The 19439-nt window shown below is 71.0% G+C and carries 16 protein-coding genes; 15 read left to right on the top strand and 1 reads right to left on the bottom strand.

Annotation, left to right across the window (positions count from 1 at the left end):
• The first annotated feature begins 122 nt into the window (after positions 1–122).
• Genes G7043_RS32890 through G7043_RS32875 form a run of 4 tightly spaced genes read left to right on the top strand, consistent with a single transcriptional unit; the run spans position 123 to position 4056 of the window.
• Entirely contained in the window at positions 123–1538 is a 1416-nt protein-coding gene (locus G7043_RS32890; protein ID WP_166052373.1) for an Hsp70 family protein, read from the top strand.
• Positions 1535–1984: a hypothetical protein gene (locus G7043_RS32885; RefSeq protein ID WP_166052371.1), complete on the top strand. Its 450-nt coding sequence runs from the start codon at positions 1535–1537 to the stop codon at positions 1982–1984. The genes G7043_RS32890 and G7043_RS32885 overlap by 4 nt, the downstream gene beginning before the upstream one ends.
• Positions 1981–3357, top strand: a complete 1377-nt coding sequence (locus tag G7043_RS32880; protein WP_166052369.1) for a helix-turn-helix transcriptional regulator — start codon at positions 1981–1983, stop codon at positions 3355–3357. Before G7043_RS32885 ends, G7043_RS32880 begins: the two co-directional genes overlap by 4 nt.
• Positions 3358–3384: 27 nt before the next feature.
• On the top strand, positions 3385–4056 hold the full coding sequence (locus G7043_RS32875) for a transporter substrate-binding domain-containing protein (protein WP_166052367.1): 672 nt from the start codon (positions 3385–3387) through the stop codon (positions 4054–4056).
• Positions 4057–4060: 4 nt separating this feature from the next.
• Here the strand turns inward: G7043_RS32875 and G7043_RS32870 are convergent, their stop codons facing one another.
• Positions 4061–5221, bottom strand: a complete 1161-nt coding sequence (locus G7043_RS32870) for a beta-ketoacyl synthase N-terminal-like domain-containing protein (protein WP_166052492.1) — start codon at positions 5219–5221, stop codon at positions 4061–4063.
• Positions 5222–5420: 199 nt separating this feature from the next.
• Between G7043_RS32870 and G7043_RS32865 the strand changes: the two genes are divergently transcribed.
• From G7043_RS32865 to G7043_RS32815, 11 genes are all read left to right on the top strand, one after another.
• Positions 5421–8180, top strand: a complete 2760-nt coding sequence (locus tag G7043_RS32865; protein WP_166052365.1) for a sensor domain-containing protein — start codon at positions 5421–5423, stop codon at positions 8178–8180.
• A 52-nt stretch (positions 8181–8232) separates the two neighbouring features.
• Positions 8233–8949, top strand: coding sequence for a spermine/spermidine synthase domain-containing protein (locus tag G7043_RS32860; RefSeq protein ID WP_166052363.1), 717 nt, complete (start codon positions 8233–8235; stop codon positions 8947–8949).
• Between the two features lie 64 nt (positions 8950–9013).
• On the top strand, positions 9014–10105 hold the full coding sequence (locus G7043_RS32855) for a VanZ family protein (protein ID WP_166052361.1): 1092 nt from the start codon (positions 9014–9016) through the stop codon (positions 10103–10105).
• A gap of 126 nt (positions 10106–10231) precedes the next feature.
• On the top strand, positions 10232–11092 hold the full coding sequence (locus G7043_RS32850; RefSeq protein WP_313888191.1) for an STAS domain-containing protein: 861 nt from the start codon (positions 10232–10234) through the stop codon (positions 11090–11092).
• Positions 11092–11466: an STAS domain-containing protein gene (locus G7043_RS32845; RefSeq protein ID WP_166052359.1), complete on the top strand. Its 375-nt coding sequence runs from the start codon at positions 11092–11094 to the stop codon at positions 11464–11466. Before G7043_RS32850 ends, G7043_RS32845 begins: the two co-directional genes overlap by 1 nt.
• A complete protein-coding gene (locus G7043_RS32840) occupies positions 11466–11879 on the top strand; it encodes an anti-sigma regulatory factor (RefSeq protein WP_166052357.1) in 414 nt (137 codons plus the stop codon). Before G7043_RS32845 ends, G7043_RS32840 begins: the two co-directional genes overlap by 1 nt.
• Complete coding sequence (locus G7043_RS32835) at positions 11867–12904, top strand: ATP-binding protein/SpoIIE family protein phosphatase (protein WP_313888190.1); 1038 nt, start codon at positions 11867–11869, stop codon at positions 12902–12904. The genes G7043_RS32840 and G7043_RS32835 overlap by 13 nt, the downstream gene beginning before the upstream one ends.
• On the top strand, positions 12901–14640 hold the full coding sequence (locus tag G7043_RS32830; RefSeq protein WP_166052355.1) for an ATP-binding protein: 1740 nt from the start codon (positions 12901–12903) through the stop codon (positions 14638–14640). Before G7043_RS32835 ends, G7043_RS32830 begins: the two co-directional genes overlap by 4 nt.
• A complete protein-coding gene (locus G7043_RS32825) occupies positions 14637–16187 on the top strand; it encodes a fused response regulator/phosphatase (RefSeq protein ID WP_166052353.1) in 1551 nt (516 codons plus the stop codon). Before G7043_RS32830 ends, G7043_RS32825 begins: the two co-directional genes overlap by 4 nt.
• Before the next feature lie 114 nt (positions 16188–16301).
• Positions 16302–18920 (top strand): SpoIIE family protein phosphatase, encoded by a 2619-nt coding sequence (locus G7043_RS32820; RefSeq protein WP_166052352.1) that lies wholly within the window; start codon positions 16302–16304, stop codon positions 18918–18920.
• Between the two features lie 151 nt (positions 18921–19071).
• Positions 19072–19437, top strand: coding sequence for a cupin domain-containing protein (locus tag G7043_RS32815; protein ID WP_166052350.1), 366 nt, complete (start codon positions 19072–19074; stop codon positions 19435–19437).
• Positions 19438–19439 lie beyond the last annotated feature (2 nt).

Below are 19439 nucleotides of genomic sequence, written 5' to 3'. Positions count from 1 at the left end.
GCACACAGGGATCCCGACCGCTATAGGGGATTCACCCTTGTATTTCCGAAAAGGTGAACCACTCCATATGAGACGCACGTGTACTGACGTCCGCCCCTGTCCGCCGCTACCGGGAGTGTCCGATGAACTACCAGATCGGGCTGGATCTCGGATCCACCCGCACAGCAGTCGCCACGTGCCGCGAGGTACCGAGGCTGGAATCGGTCATTCCGACCGTCGTCATCGCAAATCCTGATGGCTCTTTGGTCATCGGCGACGAAGCGGAACGCCGCGCGTCCGCCGACCCGAGCCGGGTGGCCCGCCGGTTCCTGCGGCGCGTCGGCGACCCGACGCCGTTGCGGCTGGGTGGAGTCGCGCTCAGTGCCGACGTCCTCACCGCGCGTTTCGTCACACGTCTGCTCGCACCCCACAACGGCCGGGTGGCCATCGCGCATCCGGCGTCCTGGGGTCCACACCGCCTGGAATCCCTGCGCGGAGCGGGACTTTCCGACGTGTTGTTCGTGCCCGCACCACAGGCCGCGGTCGTGGCGTACGACGAGCGGGCCCGGCTGCAACCGGGTTCCGTCGTCGCCGTGTACGACCTCGGCGGCGGTGGTTTCGAGGCCGCGGTGGTGCGCAAGCTCGCCGATTCCTGCGCGCTGGCCGGCCGTCCCGAGGAGGCCGAGGTCGGCGGGCTGGACTTCGACGAGGCGGTCTTCGGGCACGTCGTCGAGTCGCTGGAGTGGGACTCGCTGGACACCGAGAACCCTGTTGTGCTGGCGGCGGTTTCCGATCTCCGGCGGGCCTGCACGGCCGCCCGCGAACAGCTCTCGTCGGACACCGAGGTGCGGATTCCCGTTGCCGTGCCGGGGATCTCGGTCCGCGAGGTGCGGCTGACCCGAGCCGAGTTCGAGGAGATGATCCGGCCCGCACTCGCCGAGACGACGGCCGCGCTGCTGCGGGCGTTGCAGAACGCCCAGGTGACCGCTCAGGATCTCGCCGCCGTGCTGCTGGTCGGCGGCGCGGCCCGAACTCCGTTGGTGACACAGGAAGTTTCCGCCCTGCTCGGCCGTTCGGTGACGCCCGCCTCCGAGGGCATGGTCGCGGTCGGCGCCGCCTTGTCCGCCCGCGTGCGCGAACCCGCGCCGGAGGTGGCGACCGTCATGTGGTCGCGGCCGCCGAAGCCCGCCGCGCCCGCGTTGCCGCACAAGCGGAAGAAGCTCACCCCGTACATCACCGCGGCGGTGCTCGCGGCGGCGGTCGGCGGTGGTCTCGCGATGAACACCTACTTCGCGGGCAACGCCACCCCGGACCCGACGACCACGGCGCCGACACCGACGACTGAGCAGACGGTTGTGGCACCGGTGACCACCACGTACGTGGCACCGACGCAACCGCAGAAGACGGTCGCGCCACCGCCTCCACCTCCGCCGACCAAGCGCACCACCACGACGACGACCACGCGGCCGTCGAGCTCGGCGCCGAGCGTCAGCAAGTCGGCCAGTCCCCCGCCTGTCGTGCCCAGCAGCAAGGCCGCCACCAAGGTGGGTGCGCCATGACCGCTTTGCCTCCGAGACCTGTCCAGACGAAGTTTCAGCTGGTCCAGGCGCCGCGACCGCGACTGGTCACGGTGTCCGCCTGGCTGTGGCTGGTCGTGGTGGTCGTTGAGTTGGTGGTCGTCGCTGTTGCGTTCGGTGACGTGCGCGCCTCGCTCGTCGCGGAGGTGACGGCGCGCGGTGTTGATCAGTCCACACAGGACAAGGTGGTGCTCGCGGGGTTGGGTGTGTTGCTCGGGCCGGGCGTGCTGGTGGGCCTGGTGCAGCTGGGAGTGCTGTGGGCGTATCACGGCGGCCGGAACTGGGCGAGGATCTTGTTGGCAGTGCTGGGAGTTCTCGGAGTACTGGTTTCTCAGGCGCCGCTGCCGGTGGGGATCGGGGTTGTCGGTGCGGGTGTGTTGATGTTCCTGCCGAAGTCGAACGCTTGGTTCAAGGGGAAGCGAAGATGACCGCGGTCGCAGCGGAGCTGGCGTGGCGTGAGGGTGACACCGCGACGGCGATCGAGACCGCCGACCGGATTCTCACCGAGGGCACGGACCAGGACTGCGTGGCGGCCGGAGTCGCCGCCGCGGCAGCGGCCGCCGACGGTGCCCTGTTCGACGCCGCCGCACGGTGGCGCGTCATCGCGGGTTCACTCAGCGGCGCACCCGGTGTCGCCGCGGCAGCCCGGGCCGCACTGGCCGGCTGTCTGGCCGGCGACCTGGACGCCGCCGCGGCGGACCTCGCCGACGCGCGGGCCCGGCTGTCCGGTGCCGCGCCGCGGGGGTTGACGGTGCTGCTGGACGGCGTGGACGCGGCGTTGGAGGCGGTGCGCGGCGGGTTCTCCCCCGCTGCCCGCAAGCTGGCCGGGCTGGCCGCCGCGACCGTGCCCGCCGACCCGATGGCCGCCGAGCAGTGGGGCGACCTGGCGATCACGGCGCTGATCGCCGGTGGTCACGACGCCACCGCCGAAGAGTTGCTGCTGATGTTCGCGGATCGCCCGACAGCGCGCCGCCGGTTGCTCACGGCGTGGCTGCACCTGCGGGCAGGGCGGTTGTCGGCCGCGCGCACCGAGATCGCCGCCTGCACCGCGCCGGTGTTGCGCCGCGACGCCGTGCTGGCGGCGGCGGTGACGATCGGGCTGGCCCGCCGGGCCGGTGACAAGGACGCGTTGCGGACCACCTGGCGCCGGGTCGCGCCCGTGGTGGCCGGGGTGGACGTGGAACCGTTGCTGCTGGACGCGTGGGGCGAACTGTCCGCCGGTGCGGGCAGCGTCTTCGAACGCGACACGATCGTCGACGCGATGAGCGCCGCGGTCGCTCGGGTCGATGCCGGCTGGTGCACGGAGACGGACAACTGGTGGCGCGTGCAACGGGCCGTGGTCGCGGGGGACGCGTCAGTGGTGGTGGAACTGACCGTTGAACCACGGGCCTCCGCCGCGCGGATGTGGGCGTCGATCCTCGCCGGTGACGTCGATCCGCTGGTGGTGGCCGGGGTTGCCGATCGACTGGCCCGTGCGGGTCAGCCGTGGGACGCGATGGCGTTGTGCGGCGCGGCGGCCGCCCGCTTGAGCGATCCGGCAGCGGCGCGTGAGCTGTTGAGCACCGGGCGTGCGCTGCGGGCTCGGATCGGCACCGAACACGACAAGCCCGGCGACGGGCTGTCCAAGCGAGAACGCGCGGTCGGCGAGTTGCTGATGGAAGGCTTGACCCACAAGGAGATCGGCGCCCGGCTCTACATCTCGCCGAAGACCGTCGAACAGCACGTGGCGAAGATCCGGCAGAAGCTCGCGGTGAGCGGGCGGTCCGAGCTGATGGCCTCGCTGCGCGCCCGACTGGCGTGAGGGAACAGCCTCAGTAGGCTGGTGATCATGACTGTGGCCGAGGACCTGGCACCGACGGGCGTGTTGCGAGCGTCGATCAACCTGGGGAATCCCGTGCTGGCGAGGGGAACTCCGGACGAACCGGCCGGCGTCACCGTCGACATCGCGCGGGAGATCGGCGCCCGGCTGGATCTGCCCGTGGAACTCGTCTGCTTCGACGCGGCGCGCAAGTCGTTCGAGGCGATGAAGGACGGCCGAGCGGACATCTGCTTCCTCGCGATCGAACCCGCGCGGGAGGCGGAAGTCGCGTTCACCGAGCCGTACGTGGTGATCGAGGGCGTGTTCGCCGTGCCGGTCGACTCGGCGATCACGACGGTCGGCGACGTCGACCAGCCCGGTGTGCGGATCGGCGTGAAGCAGGGCTCGGCGTACGACCTGTACCTGACGCGGACCCTGCGGCACGCACTGGTCGTGCGCGGTGACGAGGGTCTCGACGTCTTCCTCGAGCAGGAACTCGACGTGGCGGCCGGGATCCGCGAGCCGATGACCGCGTTCGCGGCCGGCAACGCCGACGTGCGGTTGATCGACGAACGGTTCATGGAGATCCGGCAGGCGGTCGGCACGACGAAGTCCCGGCGGCCCGAGACCGTGCGGTTCCTGAGCGACGTCGTCGACGAGTTGCGGGCGACCGGGTTCATCGCCCGATCACTGGGACGGTGACAGTTCAGCCCGGCGGCGCCAGCACGACCACCGAGTTGTGGCCGCCCATGCCGAGCGACGACTTGATCGTGACGCCGTCGACGACCGGCGTGAGCCCGTTCATCAGCCGGGGATGGCCGGACGCGACCACCGGTGGCGCCGGAATCACCCCGCGGTCGTACGCCATCGCGGTCACCGCGGCCTCGATCGCCGACGCCGCGCCCTGGCAGTGGCCCGTCAGCGGTTTCACCGAGTAGATCTCGGTCTCCGGCCCGAACAACCGCTCCAGCACGGCGGCCTCGGCGGCGTCGCACTGCGCGGTGCCGGGGCCGTGGGCGTTGAGGTAGCGCACGTCGGCCGCGCTCACGGAGGCGTTGTCCAGCGCGTCGGCGAAGCACGCGGTGACCTGGTCGAGCCGCGGGTCGATCGACGTCACGTGGTAGGCGTCGTGTGACATCGCGCCACCGAGCGTGACGGCGTACGGGCGCGTGGCTCGTCGCGAAAGGACGAACGCCACCGACGCCTCGCCCAGCACGAACCCCCTGCTGCCCTGCTGGAACGGCCGGCACGCGTCGAGCGGCTCCGCGTCCACGATCGCGACACCGAGCCGGACGAAGTGGGCGACGTTCTCCGGGGTGAGGGACAGATCCGTCGCGACGAACACGACGTCGTCGACGATTCCCGCGTCCAGCCACGCTTTCGCGGTGAGCAGGCCGGCATTGCCCGACGCGCACATCGCCGAGACGTTCATCGCGGGACCGTGAAAACCGTATTCCTGCATGAACGTCGACATCGGAGTGGACGGCATCAACGCCAGGTAGTCGTGCACCGGCAGTGTGCCACCGCGCGTGACGTAGAAGTCGCGCCACAGGTCCACTTCGCCCAGCACCACCGCGTGCAGAAGGCCGACCCGGCGGCCGGGCTGCCAGCCGCGGGTGCCCGCGTCCACGATGGCCTCTCTGGCGGCGGCACGCATCGCCTGCGCGAACCTGCTGGGCCCGTCCGCCGGGTCACCGCCCTCGCCGACCCGCGCCGCCCAGACGGTGTCACCGGGGAAACGGCCCAGCCCGGGAACGACTTCGGCCGCGGGCTTGCCGCTCACCAACCCGTCCCAGAGCGACTCACGGCTCCAGCCGTATCCGCTGACCACGCCGATTCCGCAGACACCCACATCTCGCGCGACCATATCCAGCTCCACCACCGAGGGATGACACCTCTGTCCCAAGGATAACGGTGTAAACCGCCCGATCCCGGACGGGTTTCCATTAGTCCACAATGGACATCGCCCCCTGATCATCGGCCGGATCCGGCCACGGGATATAACGGCACACCATGTTCACACCAGACGGATGCGGCTCTGGTCGAATGTGTAGTAGGACTTCACGATGGCCACGCCACCGCGAATCCGAGGAACCGTCGGATCTGAGAGTCACGAGGTGAGCAGCCTGATCGGCGATGCCGAGTTCGACCACGAACTGCTGGCCGAGCTCGCGCTCTCGGTCGGTGCCGCGGTGGTGTGGTGGCTCGACCTCGGCACGGACCGGCTCGGCTGGATGCCGGGTCTCGACGTGGTGGTCGGCGTGCCCGGCGCGGACCCCGCCACCGTGCGCGCCCGGCTGGCCGAGCTGATCGCGCCGCTGACCGTGGCGGCGAAAGAGGCACCCGCGTGGCAGGACTTCGACCTCGAGCAGCCGCTCGACACCCCGGCCGGCCCGCGCTGGCTCCAGTTCCGGGCCCGCGTCTCGACCCACGGAACCGCCCGCGCCCTGGTCGGCGTCGTCGCGGACGTGACCCGGCGGCACGCCCAGCAGCAGGAACTGGCGGATCTGGCCGACCGCTACCGGCTGCTGGTGGAGCTCGCGCCGGAGGCGATCGTCGTGCACGAGGCGGGCCGGCTCGTGTACGCGAACCCGGCAGCCGTCCAGTTCGTGCGAGCCAGGTCCGACGACGAGGTCCTCGGGCGGCCGATCACCGACTTCGTCCACCCGGACTCGCAGCCGGAGATGCTGAAGCGGATCGCGCAGCTGGCCGTGCCGGGGGCGACGAGCGACCCGGCGGAGGCCGTGCTGGTCCGGTTCGACGGGGGCACCACCGACATCGAGTCGGTCTCGGTGCGCACGACTTGGGAGGGCCGGCCGGCCTTCCAGGTGATCATGCGCGACATCACCGCGCAGAAGTCGGCCGCGGCGGCGATGTGCTACCAGGCGGCGCTCGTCGCGCACGTCAGCGACGCGCTCATCGCGACCACGTCCGACGGCGTCGTGACGAGCTGGAACCCCAGCGCGGAACACGTCTACGGCCATCCCGCGGACGAGGCGATCGGGCGGCCGATCGCTTATGTGGTGGGCGCGCCGCTGGACCCGGAGGTGGTCCTGGAGGCCGGCGGGGTGGCCCAGGCGCAGCACCGCAGATCCGACGGTGAGGCGCTGGTGGTGCGGGTGTCGGTCGCCCGGATGGACCGCGGGTACGTGCTGATCTGCGCGGACGAGACCGCCCGCAGACGCGCGGAGCACCACTTCACCGCGGTGGTCGCCGCCATCGAGGAGGGCGTGCTCGTCGTCGGCGCCACGGGCCTGGTCGAGTCCGTCAACCCCGCGGCCGAACGGATCCTGGGCGTGCGCGCCCAGGAGGCGATCGGCAAGCCGTCGACGTTGACGGAACTGCACGACGAGACCGGCCATCCCATTCCGCCCGCGCAGTTCCCGTCGGCCATCACCAGGGCGACCGGCCGGTCGCAGCACAAGCGGATCGTCCGCGCGCGGCGGCCGGACGGCAGCCGGGTCTGGCTCTCGCTGAGCGCCCGCGCCCTCAACCCGGACGGAAACCTGCCGTCGGCGACGGTCGTGTCGTTCACCGACATCACCGAACGGCGCATGATCGACAACCGGCTGGAGCACGACGCGACGCACGACGCGCTGACCGGCCTGCGCAACCGCACCGTCACCATCGACCGGCTCAGCCCGGCCGCGCGGGCGCACCGGTCAGGGCTCACCGCGGTCCTGTTCATCGACCTGGACAAGTTCAAGGTCATCAACGACTCCCTCGGCCACAGCGCCGGTGACGAGGTGCTGCGGGTCGTCGGCACGCGGCTGAGCCGCAGCACCCGCCGCGGCGACGTGGTGGGCAGGCTCGGCGGTGACGAGTTCACCGTCATCGCCTACGGGGTGGCCGACCCGGACGAGGCGACCGCGCTCGCCGAGCACATCCGCACCGAGCTCACCAAGCCGATCCTGGTGGAGGGCCGACAACTCCACGTCGACGCGAGCGTGGGCATCGTGATCGCCGAACCCGGCGACCCCCGCGACGGCGCCGACCTGCTGCGCGACGCCGACCTCGCGATGTACCAGGCCAAGACCAGGGGCCGGGGCCGGGTCGCGTTCTTCGACGTCGAGCTGCGCGACCGCATCCAGCGCCGCCTGCAGCTGGAGCAGGACCTGCGGATGGCGCCGCTGGGCGACGAGCTGTGGCTCGCCTACCAGCCGATCGTCGACCTCCGCACGAACCGGCGCACGGCCGTCGAGGGTCTGCTGCGCTGGACGCACCCCCGCTACGGCCTCATCCTCCCCGGCGAGTTCATCACGCTCGCCGAGGAGAGCGATCTGATCAACATCGTCGGCGCCCACATGCTGCACACCGCCACCCGCGAGATCGCCGAACTGGCGCCGGACCTCCTGCTGACCGTGAACCTGTCGGCCCGCCAGCTCGACGACCCGTGGCTCGTGTCCGCCGTCCGCAACGCCACCTACAAGGCGGGCCTGGCACCGAGCTCGTTGTGCCTGGAGATCACCGAAAGCGCCCTGATGCGCGACCCGGACGTGGCGGCGCGCACCCTGACGGCGTTGCGCGACCTGGGCGTGCGGCTCGCGATCGACGACTTCGGCACCGGTCATTCCTCGCTCGCCCAGCTGCTCACCCTGCCGCTGGACACGCTCAAGATCGACCGTTCCTTCACGGCGGGGCTGGGCCGTTCCGACGAGGCGGAGGCGATCGTCACGAGCATCATCGCCATGGCCCACGCGGTCGATCTGACCGTCATCGCCGAGGGAGTCGAGCAGCCAGAACAGCTGGAGATCCTGCGCACGCTCGGATGCGACCACGCCCAGGGGTTCCTCCTGGGCAAACCGATGCCGGTGGCCGGGTTGTGAAGTGCGGTGGTCCCCCGAACGTGTCCTGGCGCGCGGGGTACCGTGCCTGCGCATGAGTGCTCGTTTCCAGGAACTCGACTACCGCCAGACCCCGCTGGGCGAACTCACCCTGCGGCGGCGGCGCGATCCCGGCAGTGGCGCGGACGTCCACGAGATCAAGCTCAACGACGAGTTCCTGATGTCGAGCCTGTTCACCGTCGCCGAGGTCGAACTGGCCCACCTCGCCCTCGCGGAACTGGCGGCGGAACGACCGCAGGTGGTCGTGGGCGGCCTCGGACTCGGCTACACGGCGCAAACCGTGCTGGAGCACCAGAACGTCGATTCGCTGCTGGTCGTCGACGCCCTCGCCGAGGTGATCGAATGGCACCAGCAGGGGCTCATCCCGGCCGGGAAAACGCTCTCGGCCGACCCGCGGTGCCGGCTGGTCCACGGTGACTTCTTCGCCCTGCTCCGCTCCGGGCAGGGCTTCGACCCGGAGGCGCCCGGCAGGCGGTTCGACGCCATCGTCGTCGACATCGACCACTCGCCCCGCCACCTGCTGCACCCGGACAACGCGGACTTCTACGAGCCCGAGGGCATGCGGCGCCTCGCCGGCCTGCTCAGTCCCGGCGGGGTGTTCGCGCTGTGGTCCAACGACCCGCCGGACGACGAGTACACCGCCACTCTCGCGACGGTCTTCACCGACGTCCGGGCGGAGGTCGTGAGCTTCCCCAACCCGTTGCAGGGCAAGGACTCCACCAACACCGTGTATCTCGCGAAACGCGGCTGACCCGTTCGGCGCATTCTCGCCGATCTTGGTTTGCCGGAGAACGCCACCGGGCACAGGACCGCTCATGATGGCGTCGTACTGGGAAACCGCGCGGACCGGTTTCCTGGCGTTCGTGGGCATCGGCCTGCTGGTGCTCGTCCCCCTGGTGTCGCTGCACTACTGGCGCTTCGGGCGGGTGGAGCCGCGGCGGGCGTTCGTGCTGTACGGGCTGCTCGCCTACGGGCTCGTCGCGCTGGCGCTGATCTTCCTGCCGTTCCCCGACGACCCGGCGCGGGTGTGCCAGGGCGAGCAGATGCTGTCCACCGTTCCGTTCCAGTGGTGGACCGACATGAACAACAACATGGCGGCCAACGAACGTTCCGGCGTCGCGGCGATGGTGCGGTCGCAGGCGTTCCTGCAGCAGTTGTTCAACGTCGCGCTGTTCGTGCCGCTGGGTGTGGTGCTGCGCAAGGCTTACGGCAAGGGCCCACTGGCCGTCATCGCCATCGCGCTGGGCGTGTCGCTCGCCGTGGAAGTGGTGCAGTACACCGGCAACTTCGGCTACTACGCCTGCCCGTACCGGATCGCGGACGTGGACGACCTGATCTCCAACACCTTCGGCGGCCTGCTGGGGTGGATGGTGGGGCCGGCCGCGCTCGTGGTGCCCAAGGTCCCCGGATCCGACGAGTCGACCGCCCCGGCCGACACCGTGACCGTGCCCCGCAGGCTGCTCGGGCTGGTCACCGAGCTCATGCTGGTGCTCGTCATCACCACGCTGGTGCTGCACTCCGACCCGCGCTGGGCCCTCTGCGTGCTGGTGGCGTTCCGCGTGGTGCTGCCGGCCGTGGCGCGTGGCAAGACCATCGGCGGATGGCTCATGCGCTACCGGATCCGCAGCGAGGACAGGTCGCCCGCCAACCCGCTGCAGATCGCGGTACGCGAACTGCTCGGCGTGACCGGGCTTTTCACCTACGCGATCGTCGTGTCACCACTGATCGACATCGGCCGGCTGGACGTCGTCGTCGTGGCGTTGTTCGCCTTCGCGGCGTTCGCCGTCCCGGTGTTCCGGCGCGACCAACGAGGCTGGCACGAACACGCGGCCCGCACGCGCGACGTGCCGGCCGAGCACTCGCCCGAACGGCGGCCACCGACGGCCGCTGAGCTCGCTCGTGATTAGGATGCGCTGATCCGTGACGGTCGCTGCAGTGGCGGCCGAGGTTGAGAACGCAGCCGGCCACGAAACCGTTGCCCTGCGCTCAGCCGGCGGACGTCTGCCTGCGCGTCAGGGCCTGAGGAGGCTCGAGTGACCGCAGACGTGGAACACGGACAGGCACTGACGGAGTTGTTGCGTGCCAACGCCGACACGGTGGTCGAGAAGTGGGTGGCCGAGGTGGCGGCGGTGCTGCGCGGCCGGGCCACGCGGCAGGAGCTGGCCAGGGACTTCCGCGAGCTCTACGACGTGGTGCTGCCGCTCGTCGGCACCGACGGCCGTGACCTCGCCGGAGCCGACTTCGCCGAGATCAGGGCGTTGCTGGAGGAGTACTCCCGCGCACGGGTGCGGGCGGGCTTCACCCCGTCGGAAACGGCGTCGAGCGTGTTCTCCCTCAAGCGCACCGTGTTCGACCTGGCCGAGAACGACGAAGACCCCCAGCTGTTCCGGCAGCTCATGACGTTCTCCGGGTTGCTGGACGCCTTGGGGTTGTGGACGTTCGAGTCCTACGCCCGCGCCCGCGAGGAGATCATCCGGGAGCAGGCCGAGCAGTTGCTCGAACTGACCACGCCGGTGGTCAAGCTGTGGGAGGGCGTGCTGGCGGTGCCGCTGGTCGGCACGCTGGACTCCGAGCGGACCCAGATCGTGATGGAGAAGCTGCTCGAAGCGTTGGTGGAGACCGGGTCCGAGCACGCGATCATCGACATCACCGGTGTGCTCGCGGTCGACACCCAGGTGGCACAGCACCTGCTCAAGACCGTGGTCGCCGCGCGGCTGATGGGCGCCGAGTGCATCGTGTCCGGCATCCGGCCGCAGATCGCCCAGACGATCGTGGCACTGGGCATCGAGTTCGGGGACATCGTCACCAAGGCGTCGCTCGCCGACGCCCTGCGGCATGCGCTGCGCCGCGAGGGCGTTCACGTCGTGCGCCGGCCGGCCGGCGAGGACGTCTGATGGAGCGGGTGCCGATTCTCAAGATCGGTGACGTCCTGCTGGTCTCCATCCAGATCGACCTGCAGGACCAGAGCGTGCTCGCGCTGCAGGAGGACCTGGCGGAGAAGATCAGCTCCACCGGTGCGCACGGGGTGGTCATCGACATCTCCGCCGTGGAGATCGTCGACTCGTTCATCGGACGGATGTTCGCCACGATCGCGTCCATCTCGCGCCTGTTCGACGCGGACACCGTGGTGGTGGGCATGCGTCCCGCGGTCGCCATCACGCTGGTCGAGCTCGGCCTGACGCTGGACGGCGTGCGCACCGCGCTCGACCTGGAGCGCGGGATGAAGATCCTGGGCCAGCTCACCGCCCGGCGCGGGCGGGACGCGTGATGCCGTCCCCGACGCAGGGGCCTGAGCGCGTACCGATCACCGGTGACGACGACGTCGTGCGAGTGCGGCAACTGGTGCGCGCCTACGCGCAGCGGATGAAGCTTTCCCTGGTCGACCAGACGAAACTGGTGACGGCGGCCAGCGAGCTCGCCCGCAACACCCTGGTCTACGGCGGTGGCGGGTTCGCTCTCGTCGAGGAGGTGCACGACGGACCGCGACCGGGTGTGCGCGCCTCGTTCCACGACGACGGGCCCGGCATCGCGGACCTCGACCTGGCTCTGGCCGACGGCTGGAGCAGCGGGCAGGGACTCGGCCTGGGCCTGTCCGGGGCGCGCCGGCTGGTGGACAAGTTCGATCTCGACACGGAAGTCGGACGGGGCACGGTCGTGACGGTGGTCAAGTGGAAGCGGTGAGCGGTGTGAGCTGCCTGCCACTGGTGCAGGACGTGGCCTGGCTGACCGTGGAGGAGCCCGCCGAGGTCGGCCGGGCGCGCCGGGCGGCGACGTCGCTCGCGGAACGACTCGGCTTCGCCGCCACCCGCACGGCCGAGATCGGGCTGGCCGTCACCGAGGTCGGGACCAACCTGGTCAAGCACGCCGAGCGAGGCGTGGTGCTGCTCCGGTCGGTGCGCGGAACGCGCGAGGCGGCGGTCGAGATAGTCGCGGTGGACCGCGGTCCCGGCATCGCCGACCTCGGCCTCGCCCAGCAGGACGGGCAGTCCACCACCGGGACGCTGGGCGTCGGGCTCGGCGCGGTCGCCCGGCTGGCGAGCACCTGCGCGATCACCTCACGCGTCGGCTCGGGAACGGTCCTCACGGCGCGTTTTCTCCCTTCGGCGCACCGCGAACCGGAGTGGGACGACGAGATCGCGGCCGGGGTCACCAGGCCGTTCGGCGGGCTGGAGATGTGCGGTGACGCCTACGCGGTGTGCCGGACGCCGGACCGGCTGGTGCTGATGGTGTGCGACGGGTCCGGTCACGGCCCGCTGGCGGCCGCCGCTTCCGGCACCGCGGTCCGCGTGTTCCGCGACCAGCCGACCGGTTCGCCGGAAGAGGTGGTCCGGCGGATTCACGGCGCCCTGCGCGGCACCAGGGGCGGCGCGGTGGCGGTGGCCGAGATCGACCTCGTGCGCCGGACCGCGCGGTTCTGCGGGCTGGGCAACATCGCCGCCGCCGTGCTCGCCGACGGCCGCAAGCACGGGATGATCTCGGTGCCGGGCGTCGCCGGGCATCACGCGCGCACGATCCGGTCGTTCGACTACGCGGTGCCGGACGGGGCGGTGGTCGTGCTGCACTCCGACGGCCTCACCGAGCGGTGGGGTGCCGACCACGGCAGCGACCTGGCCGCCGACACTCCCCTGCTGATCGCGGCCACGCTGTTGCGGGAAGCGGGTGTCCGCAACGACGACGCCTGCGTGCTGGTGGGCAAGCCGGGATGAACGACGAGCTGCTGCGGCTCGTGATCAAGGCCGAGCCCGACGTGTTCCTGCTGCGCCAGCGCGGGCGTCAGGTGGCGGCCGCCGCCGGGCTCGACGGCCAGAACCAGATCCGGACGGCGACCGCGCTCAGCGACGTCGGCCGGGAGCTGGTGCGCCAGGACGTGACGACGACGGCGGTGTTCCGGCTGCGGACGGCACCGCAGCCCGCGCTCCTGGTCGAGCTGCACTGGCACGGCCCCGCGTCGGCCGACTCCGGCACGGGCTGGACCACCGCGCGCCGGTTGATGGACGACGTGCTCGTCACCGCGACCGGCGCCACGTTGGTGAAGAACGCGCACTTCGAGCCCGCCGACGTCCCGCGCATCGCCCGACAGTGCCACGCGCTGCGGGCCGACCTGGACGGCAGCAGCGCGTTGGACGAGCTGCGCGTGCAGAACCAGGAACTGCTGGAAACACTGGAGAACCTGGAGCAGAAGAGCAAGGAGCTGGAGCGGCTCAACAGCGAGCTGGAGGACACCAACCGCGGTGTCGTCGCTCTCTACCAGGAGCTGTCCGAGGAGTTGGAGCAGACCAACCAGGGCGTGGTCGCGCTCTACGCCGAGCTCGACGCCAAGTCGGCCGAGCTGCGCGAGGCGGCCGCGGCGCGGATCAGGTTCTGGTCCAACATCAGCCACGAGCTGCGGTCGCCGATCAACTCGGTCGTGGGCCTGGCCCGGCTGCTCGCCGCGCCGGGCGGTGATCCGATGACCGACGACCAGCGCCATCACGTCGATCTGATCAACGAGTCCGCGATGACGTTGCTGTCGCTGGTCAACGAGCTCCTGGACACGGCGAAGGCGGAGTCCGGCGGTCTGCGGCCGAAGCCGGCGCCGGTGTCGCTGGAACACGTGCTGGCCGGGCTGCGGGCCTCCACCCAGCCGCTGCTGCGCTCCGGTGACGTGCGGCTGGTCGTCGACCCGGTGCCGGACCTGCCGTTGCTGGTCACCGACGAGACGATGCTGGTCCGGGTGCTGCGCAACGTGGTCTCCAACGCGGTGAAGTTCACCGAACGCGGCGAGATCCGCTGCTCCGCGCGCCACGGGCCGGGCGCGGACGAGATCCAGCTCGTGGTCGCCGACACCGGCGTCGGCATCCCCGCCGACGAGCAGAGCTTGGTCTTCGAGGAGTTCTACCAGGTACCAGGCCCGTTGCAGGTCCGGGCGGGAGGCACGGGGCTGGGTCTGCCGTACGCGCGCAAGCTCGCGGAGATCCTCGGCGGCACGCTGACGCTGGACAGCACTCCCGGCGTCGGCACGCAGGTCGTGGTGACGCTGCCCGCGGCGAAGGACGAGTCCGTCCAGCCGGCGCCGGTCGACTGCGTGCTGATCGCCGACGGCGACGCGGGCGCCAGGAACCGGCTGCACGACGCGGTGCGCGACCTGGCGAAGGAGGTCCTCGAAGCCGACGACGGCCGGACCGCGCTGACGCTGGCCAAGTCGCGGCGGCCCGACCTGATCCTGCTCAACGCGAGCACACCGCTGATGAGCGGCAGCGCGGTGTTGTCGGTGCTGCGCCTCGACCCCGTCCTGAGGGACGTCCCCGTGGTCGTCGTGTGCGACAACGACCCGGGCAGTCTCGCCCGCGGCGTCCACGGCCTCGGCGCCGCTCTGCTGCACCACTCGCTGATCTCCTCCGAGACCGTGCGCCGCGCCGTCCGAGATGCTCAGTTCGCCGTACGAAGGACGGACATCCGATGACGCCCGACACCACCGCCGCCCACGTTCTGGTCGTGGACGATCTCGAAGCCAGCAGGTTCATCGCGGCCAGCTGGCTGCGCCGCAGCGGCCACACCGTCATCGAGGCGGCCACCGCGGCCGAGGCGCTCAGCGCGCTGGCGGCGCATCGGGTCGACCTGGTCCTGCTCGACGTGCATCTGCCGGACATGAGCGGGTTCGACGTCACGGAACGGATCAAGGCGGATCCCCGCACCAGCTCGATCCCGGTCGTGCTCATCTCCGCCATGCACATCGAGACCGAGGACAAGATCAGCGGGCTGCGCCGCGGCGCGGACGCCTACCTGGTCGAACCGCTCGATCCCGGTGAGCTGATCGCCAACGTCGAGGCGGCGTTGCGCTACCACCGCGCCCGCGCGCTCGCCGAACACCTGGCCGACCGGCTCCAACGCCTGACGACCGCCACTCTCACCATCAACGCGGCCGCCACGTTCGACGCGCTCGTGCAGGCAGCGGCGGCCGGCGCCGCCGACGTCCTCGACGCCGAGACGACCGCCGTGCTCGTCACGCCGTCCGGTGCGGTCCGGGCTGCCTCGGCCGGCGGCCGGCGGGGTTCGCCGACGCCGCGCACCGAGCCGGAGGAACTCGGGACCTGGCTGTCCGCCGCACACCAGGGCGTGGGCGCCAAGCTCGTCGACGGACCGCGGCGAGGGGACTCGGCGCCCACAGTGGCGGCGCTCGCCCGCACGCAGCCGCCGCGGCCGCCGACCGGCATCCTCGTGGCCGCCGACACCGTGCGCACCGACGACGACCGCAACCTGCTGCGGCAGCTGGCCCAGGCGACCGCGCTGGCCGCGGAAGGCCTGCGCGCGTTCGCGGAGGAGCACTCCCTCGCTCTGACGCTGCAGCGCAGCCTGCTGCCCAGGACGCTGCCGCAACACCCCGAGCTGCCGATGACGGCCCGCTACCTGCCCGCGTCGCGCAACGCGGAGATCGGCGGCGACTTCTACGACGTCGTCGAGCTCGACGGCCGCATGCTGATCACCATCGGCGACGTGTGCGGGCACTCGATCGAGGCGGCCACCGTCATGGGCGAGGTGCGGCACACGTTGCGCGCCTACGCGGTCGAAGGACACTCCCCGACCACGATCCTGCGCCGGCTCGACACCGTGCTCGCCCGCTTCCACCCGGTGGGCGGGCTCACCACCGTGTGCCTGCTCAGCGTCGACCTGCGGTCCGGCACGATGCTCGTCGCCAACGCGGGCCACGTGCCGCCGCTCGTCGCGGACGACCGGGGCGCGCGGTACCTGCCCGTCAAAGGTCCGTTGCTGGGACTGGGTCTGGCGCGACCGGACGAGGTCGAGGTGCCGCTGCCGAAGGGGACCACGGTGCTGCTCACCACCGACGGGCTCGTCGAACGTCCCGGCACCGACCTGGACGAGGGCATGGAGCTGCTCAGGGCCGCCGTGTCGCCCACCGGTGACATGGACGAGCTCGCCGATCGGCTGCTCGCGGACTTCGGCGCGGACAAGCAGGACGACATCGCGCTGGTGCTGTTGCGACGTGTCTGAACCGAAAGGCAGGCGACCGGTGTTCCCAGTAGTGTCGTTCCCGTTCGCCGAGGTGCGCTTGAGCCGACAGGTGTTCACCTCCACTGGAGCCGCTGTGGGGGACGTGGGGATGACATGAACGACTCGGAGCTCGCCGCGCTGGTGGACGATCTCGCGGTCGTGGTGTGGCGCGGTGATTCCAGCACTCGTGTCATCACCTTCCTGTCCCGTTCCGCCGAGCGGCTCCTCGGTCATCCCCGGCAGCGCTGGTTCGACGATCCCGGTTTCTGGGCCGGGATCACGCATCCCGACGACCGCGAGGCGAGCGAACGGCTCAGGTGGGAGTCGGCAGCGGACTACGAGTCGACGTACCGGGTCACCACCGCGTCCGGTGATCTCCTGTGGTTGCTGGAGAAGACGCGGGTGCACGGCACGGGTCGCAGCGGCGTGCTGATCGACGTGACCGAACGGCAGGCGGCGTTGCAACGGCAGCAGTTCCTCGATCTCCTCGACCGCGAGTCGCAACTGCTCGACGACGCCGAAGAGCTGATGTCGCTCGCGACCCGGTTGCTCGGCGAACACCTGGGCGTCGACCGGTGTGCTTACGCCAGAACGGAAGCGGACGAGAACCACTTCGTCATGAGCGGCGACCACGCGACCGGGCTGCCTCCGTTGCCGGGGCGGTTCGCGATGCGCGAGTTCGGCAACGGCGCGCTGGCCGCGATGCGCGCGGGCGAGCCGTGGGTGGTGGTCGACTCGCTCGACGACCCGCGGCTCGACGCAGAAGACCTCGCCGCGTACCGGCTCACCGGCATTCGCGCGGTGATCTGCCTGCCGTTGTTGCGCGGCGGCCGGTTCGTCGCCGCGATGGCGGTGCACCAGGCCAGCGTGCGGCGGTGGACCCAGGACGAGATCGACCTGGTTTCGGTCGTGGTGAACCGCTGTTGGGAGTCGATGCAACGCGCGCACGCCGATCGTGCGTTGCGCGACAGCGAACAACGCCACCGGCGGCTCGTGGAACGGGCGACCGACGCGATCTGGTTGCTGGACCACGACCTGAGGTTCGCCGCCGTCAACCCGGCCACGGGCCACCTGCTCGGCTACCCACCCGACCAGTTGCTGGGCACTCCGGTCGCCGACCTCGTCGTCGACGGGCTCCCGGCCGATCTCTCCGCGTCGCACGTGGTGACCATGCGCCGCGCGGACGGCACGGAGATCGCGCTGGAACTCAGCGTCCAGCCCACGCCGACGGGTCTGCAGGCGATCGGCCGGGACGTGACCGAGCGCCGGCGGGCCGAGGCCGAACGGGAGCTGCTGCTGCAACGCGAGCACGAGATCGCCGCCGCGTTGCAGGAAGGCCTGCTGCCCCGCGAACTTCCCGTGCTGCCCAGGCTCACGACCGCCGCTCGGTATCTGCCCGCCGCGCGGCACTCGCAGATCGGTGGTGACTGGTACGAGGTGGTCCCGATCGGCGCGACCCGCGTGGGTCTGTCGGTGGGCGACGTCGTCGGGAAAGGGCCGGCGGCCGCCGCGGTCATGGGGCAGCTGCGCAGCGCGCTGGCCGGCTACCTGATCGACGGCCACTCCCCCGCGGAGTCGTTGCGGCGTCTCGACGCGTTCGCCGCTCGGGTGAACGGCGCGGTGGGCAGCACGTGCGCGTGCGTGATCTTCGACTGGGCCATCGGGGAGCTGTGCTGGTCGGCCGCCGGGCATCCGCCGCCCGTGGTGATCGCGCCGTCCGGGGCGCGGGTGCTGCCGGCCGACGTCGGTGGCGTGCTGGGGGCGGTCGGTCCGACGTTGCGCCGTCAGCATACGGTCTGGTTCCCGCCGGGTGCCTCGGTGGTGCTGTACACCGACGGCCTGGTGGAACGCCGCGGCGAACTGCTCGACCAGGGCATGCAACGGCTCGCGGACGTGGTGGACGACGCGTCCGCCCTCGACCCGGCCGCGCTGGTGCGGCGGATCATCGCCGCGATGCTGCCGGACGGTCAGACCGACGACGTGGCACTCGTGGTGGCACGGCACCTGCCCCCGCCGTTGCACCGCCACCTGCCCGCCCTGTCCGTCGAGCTGTCGCCGTTGCGGCGAGCCGCGACGACGTGGGCCGCGGAGGCGGGGTTGTCCGCGGACGCGATCTACGACCTCGAGCTCACGCTGGGCGAGGCCGCGGCGAACGTGGTGGACCACGCCTACCCGGTCGGCGGCGGTGCGTTCGACACCACGCTGGAGTGCACCGGCCGTGGTGTCCGGGTGACCGTCGCCGATCACGGCCGCTGGCGTCCGGCGCCGCAGGACAAGGGCTATCGGGGTCGCGGCCTGACGTTGATCGGCACGATCGGCGAGGAGGTGGAGCTGGACACCGGCGAAGACGGGACGACCATCCGCTTCCACGTGCCGGCCGAACCGAACATCGAGGCCACACCGCCTCGGGTGCGGCTCACGACAGCGGCGACGGGCCTGGTCGAAGGGGCGGACGACCACGTCCAGCTGGTGCTGCTGACCGGCGATCTCGACACCGCGACGGTGGAGGACCTGCGCGTGCAGCTGCTCGCCCGCGTCGAGGCCGCGGACGACCGGCCGATCGAGCTGGACCTCAGCGGTCTCGACTACCTCAGCAGTTCCGGTGTCGCGTTGTTGTTGCAGGCGTTGGGGTCCGCCAAGGAACGCGGCCGGATTCTGTCCATCGTGGCCGGTGCGGGCAGTGCTCCCGCCCGCATCCTCGACCTGTCCGGGCTGGCCCACACCACGCGGTGATCGAGCAGCCGGACTGACGCTGAGTTAGCCCGAAGCTACTAACAGGTTCCGTCTTTCGGCCCTGACGAACGGGCCTTGCGCCACGTGCGCCCGGTGCTCGCCGCGTGTTGTCCTCGATCCACCACCCTTCGCCGATCACCAGGAGGCGGCCATGTCCGGTCTGCTCGTCAAGAGCTTCGACACCCCTGAGGAGACCCGTCCCTTCGAGCAGAACATGGGTCAGCTGGACCTGCTCAACCTCGAGGCCGGCCCGGTGGGGCGGGCCGTCTTCCAGCCGGGGTGGCGCTGGTCCGAGCACGTCAAGCCGCTCGCCCAGACCGACAGCTGCCAGGTGGCCCACAAGGGCTACTGCGTGTCGGGCCGGATGATGATCGTCATGGACGACGGCCAGGAGGAGGAGATCAGACCTGGTGACTTCATGATGGCCGCGCCGGGACACGACGCGTGGGTCGTCGGCGACGAACCGTGCGTGCTGATCGACTGGCAGGGCTCGGACGACTACGCCAAGCGCCACTGAGG

The organism is Lentzea alba (assembly GCF_011067745.1).
Classification (GTDB): domain Bacteria; phylum Actinomycetota; class Actinomycetes; order Mycobacteriales; family Pseudonocardiaceae; genus Lentzea; species Lentzea alba.
This window is presented reverse-complemented; position numbering and strand designations above follow the sequence as displayed.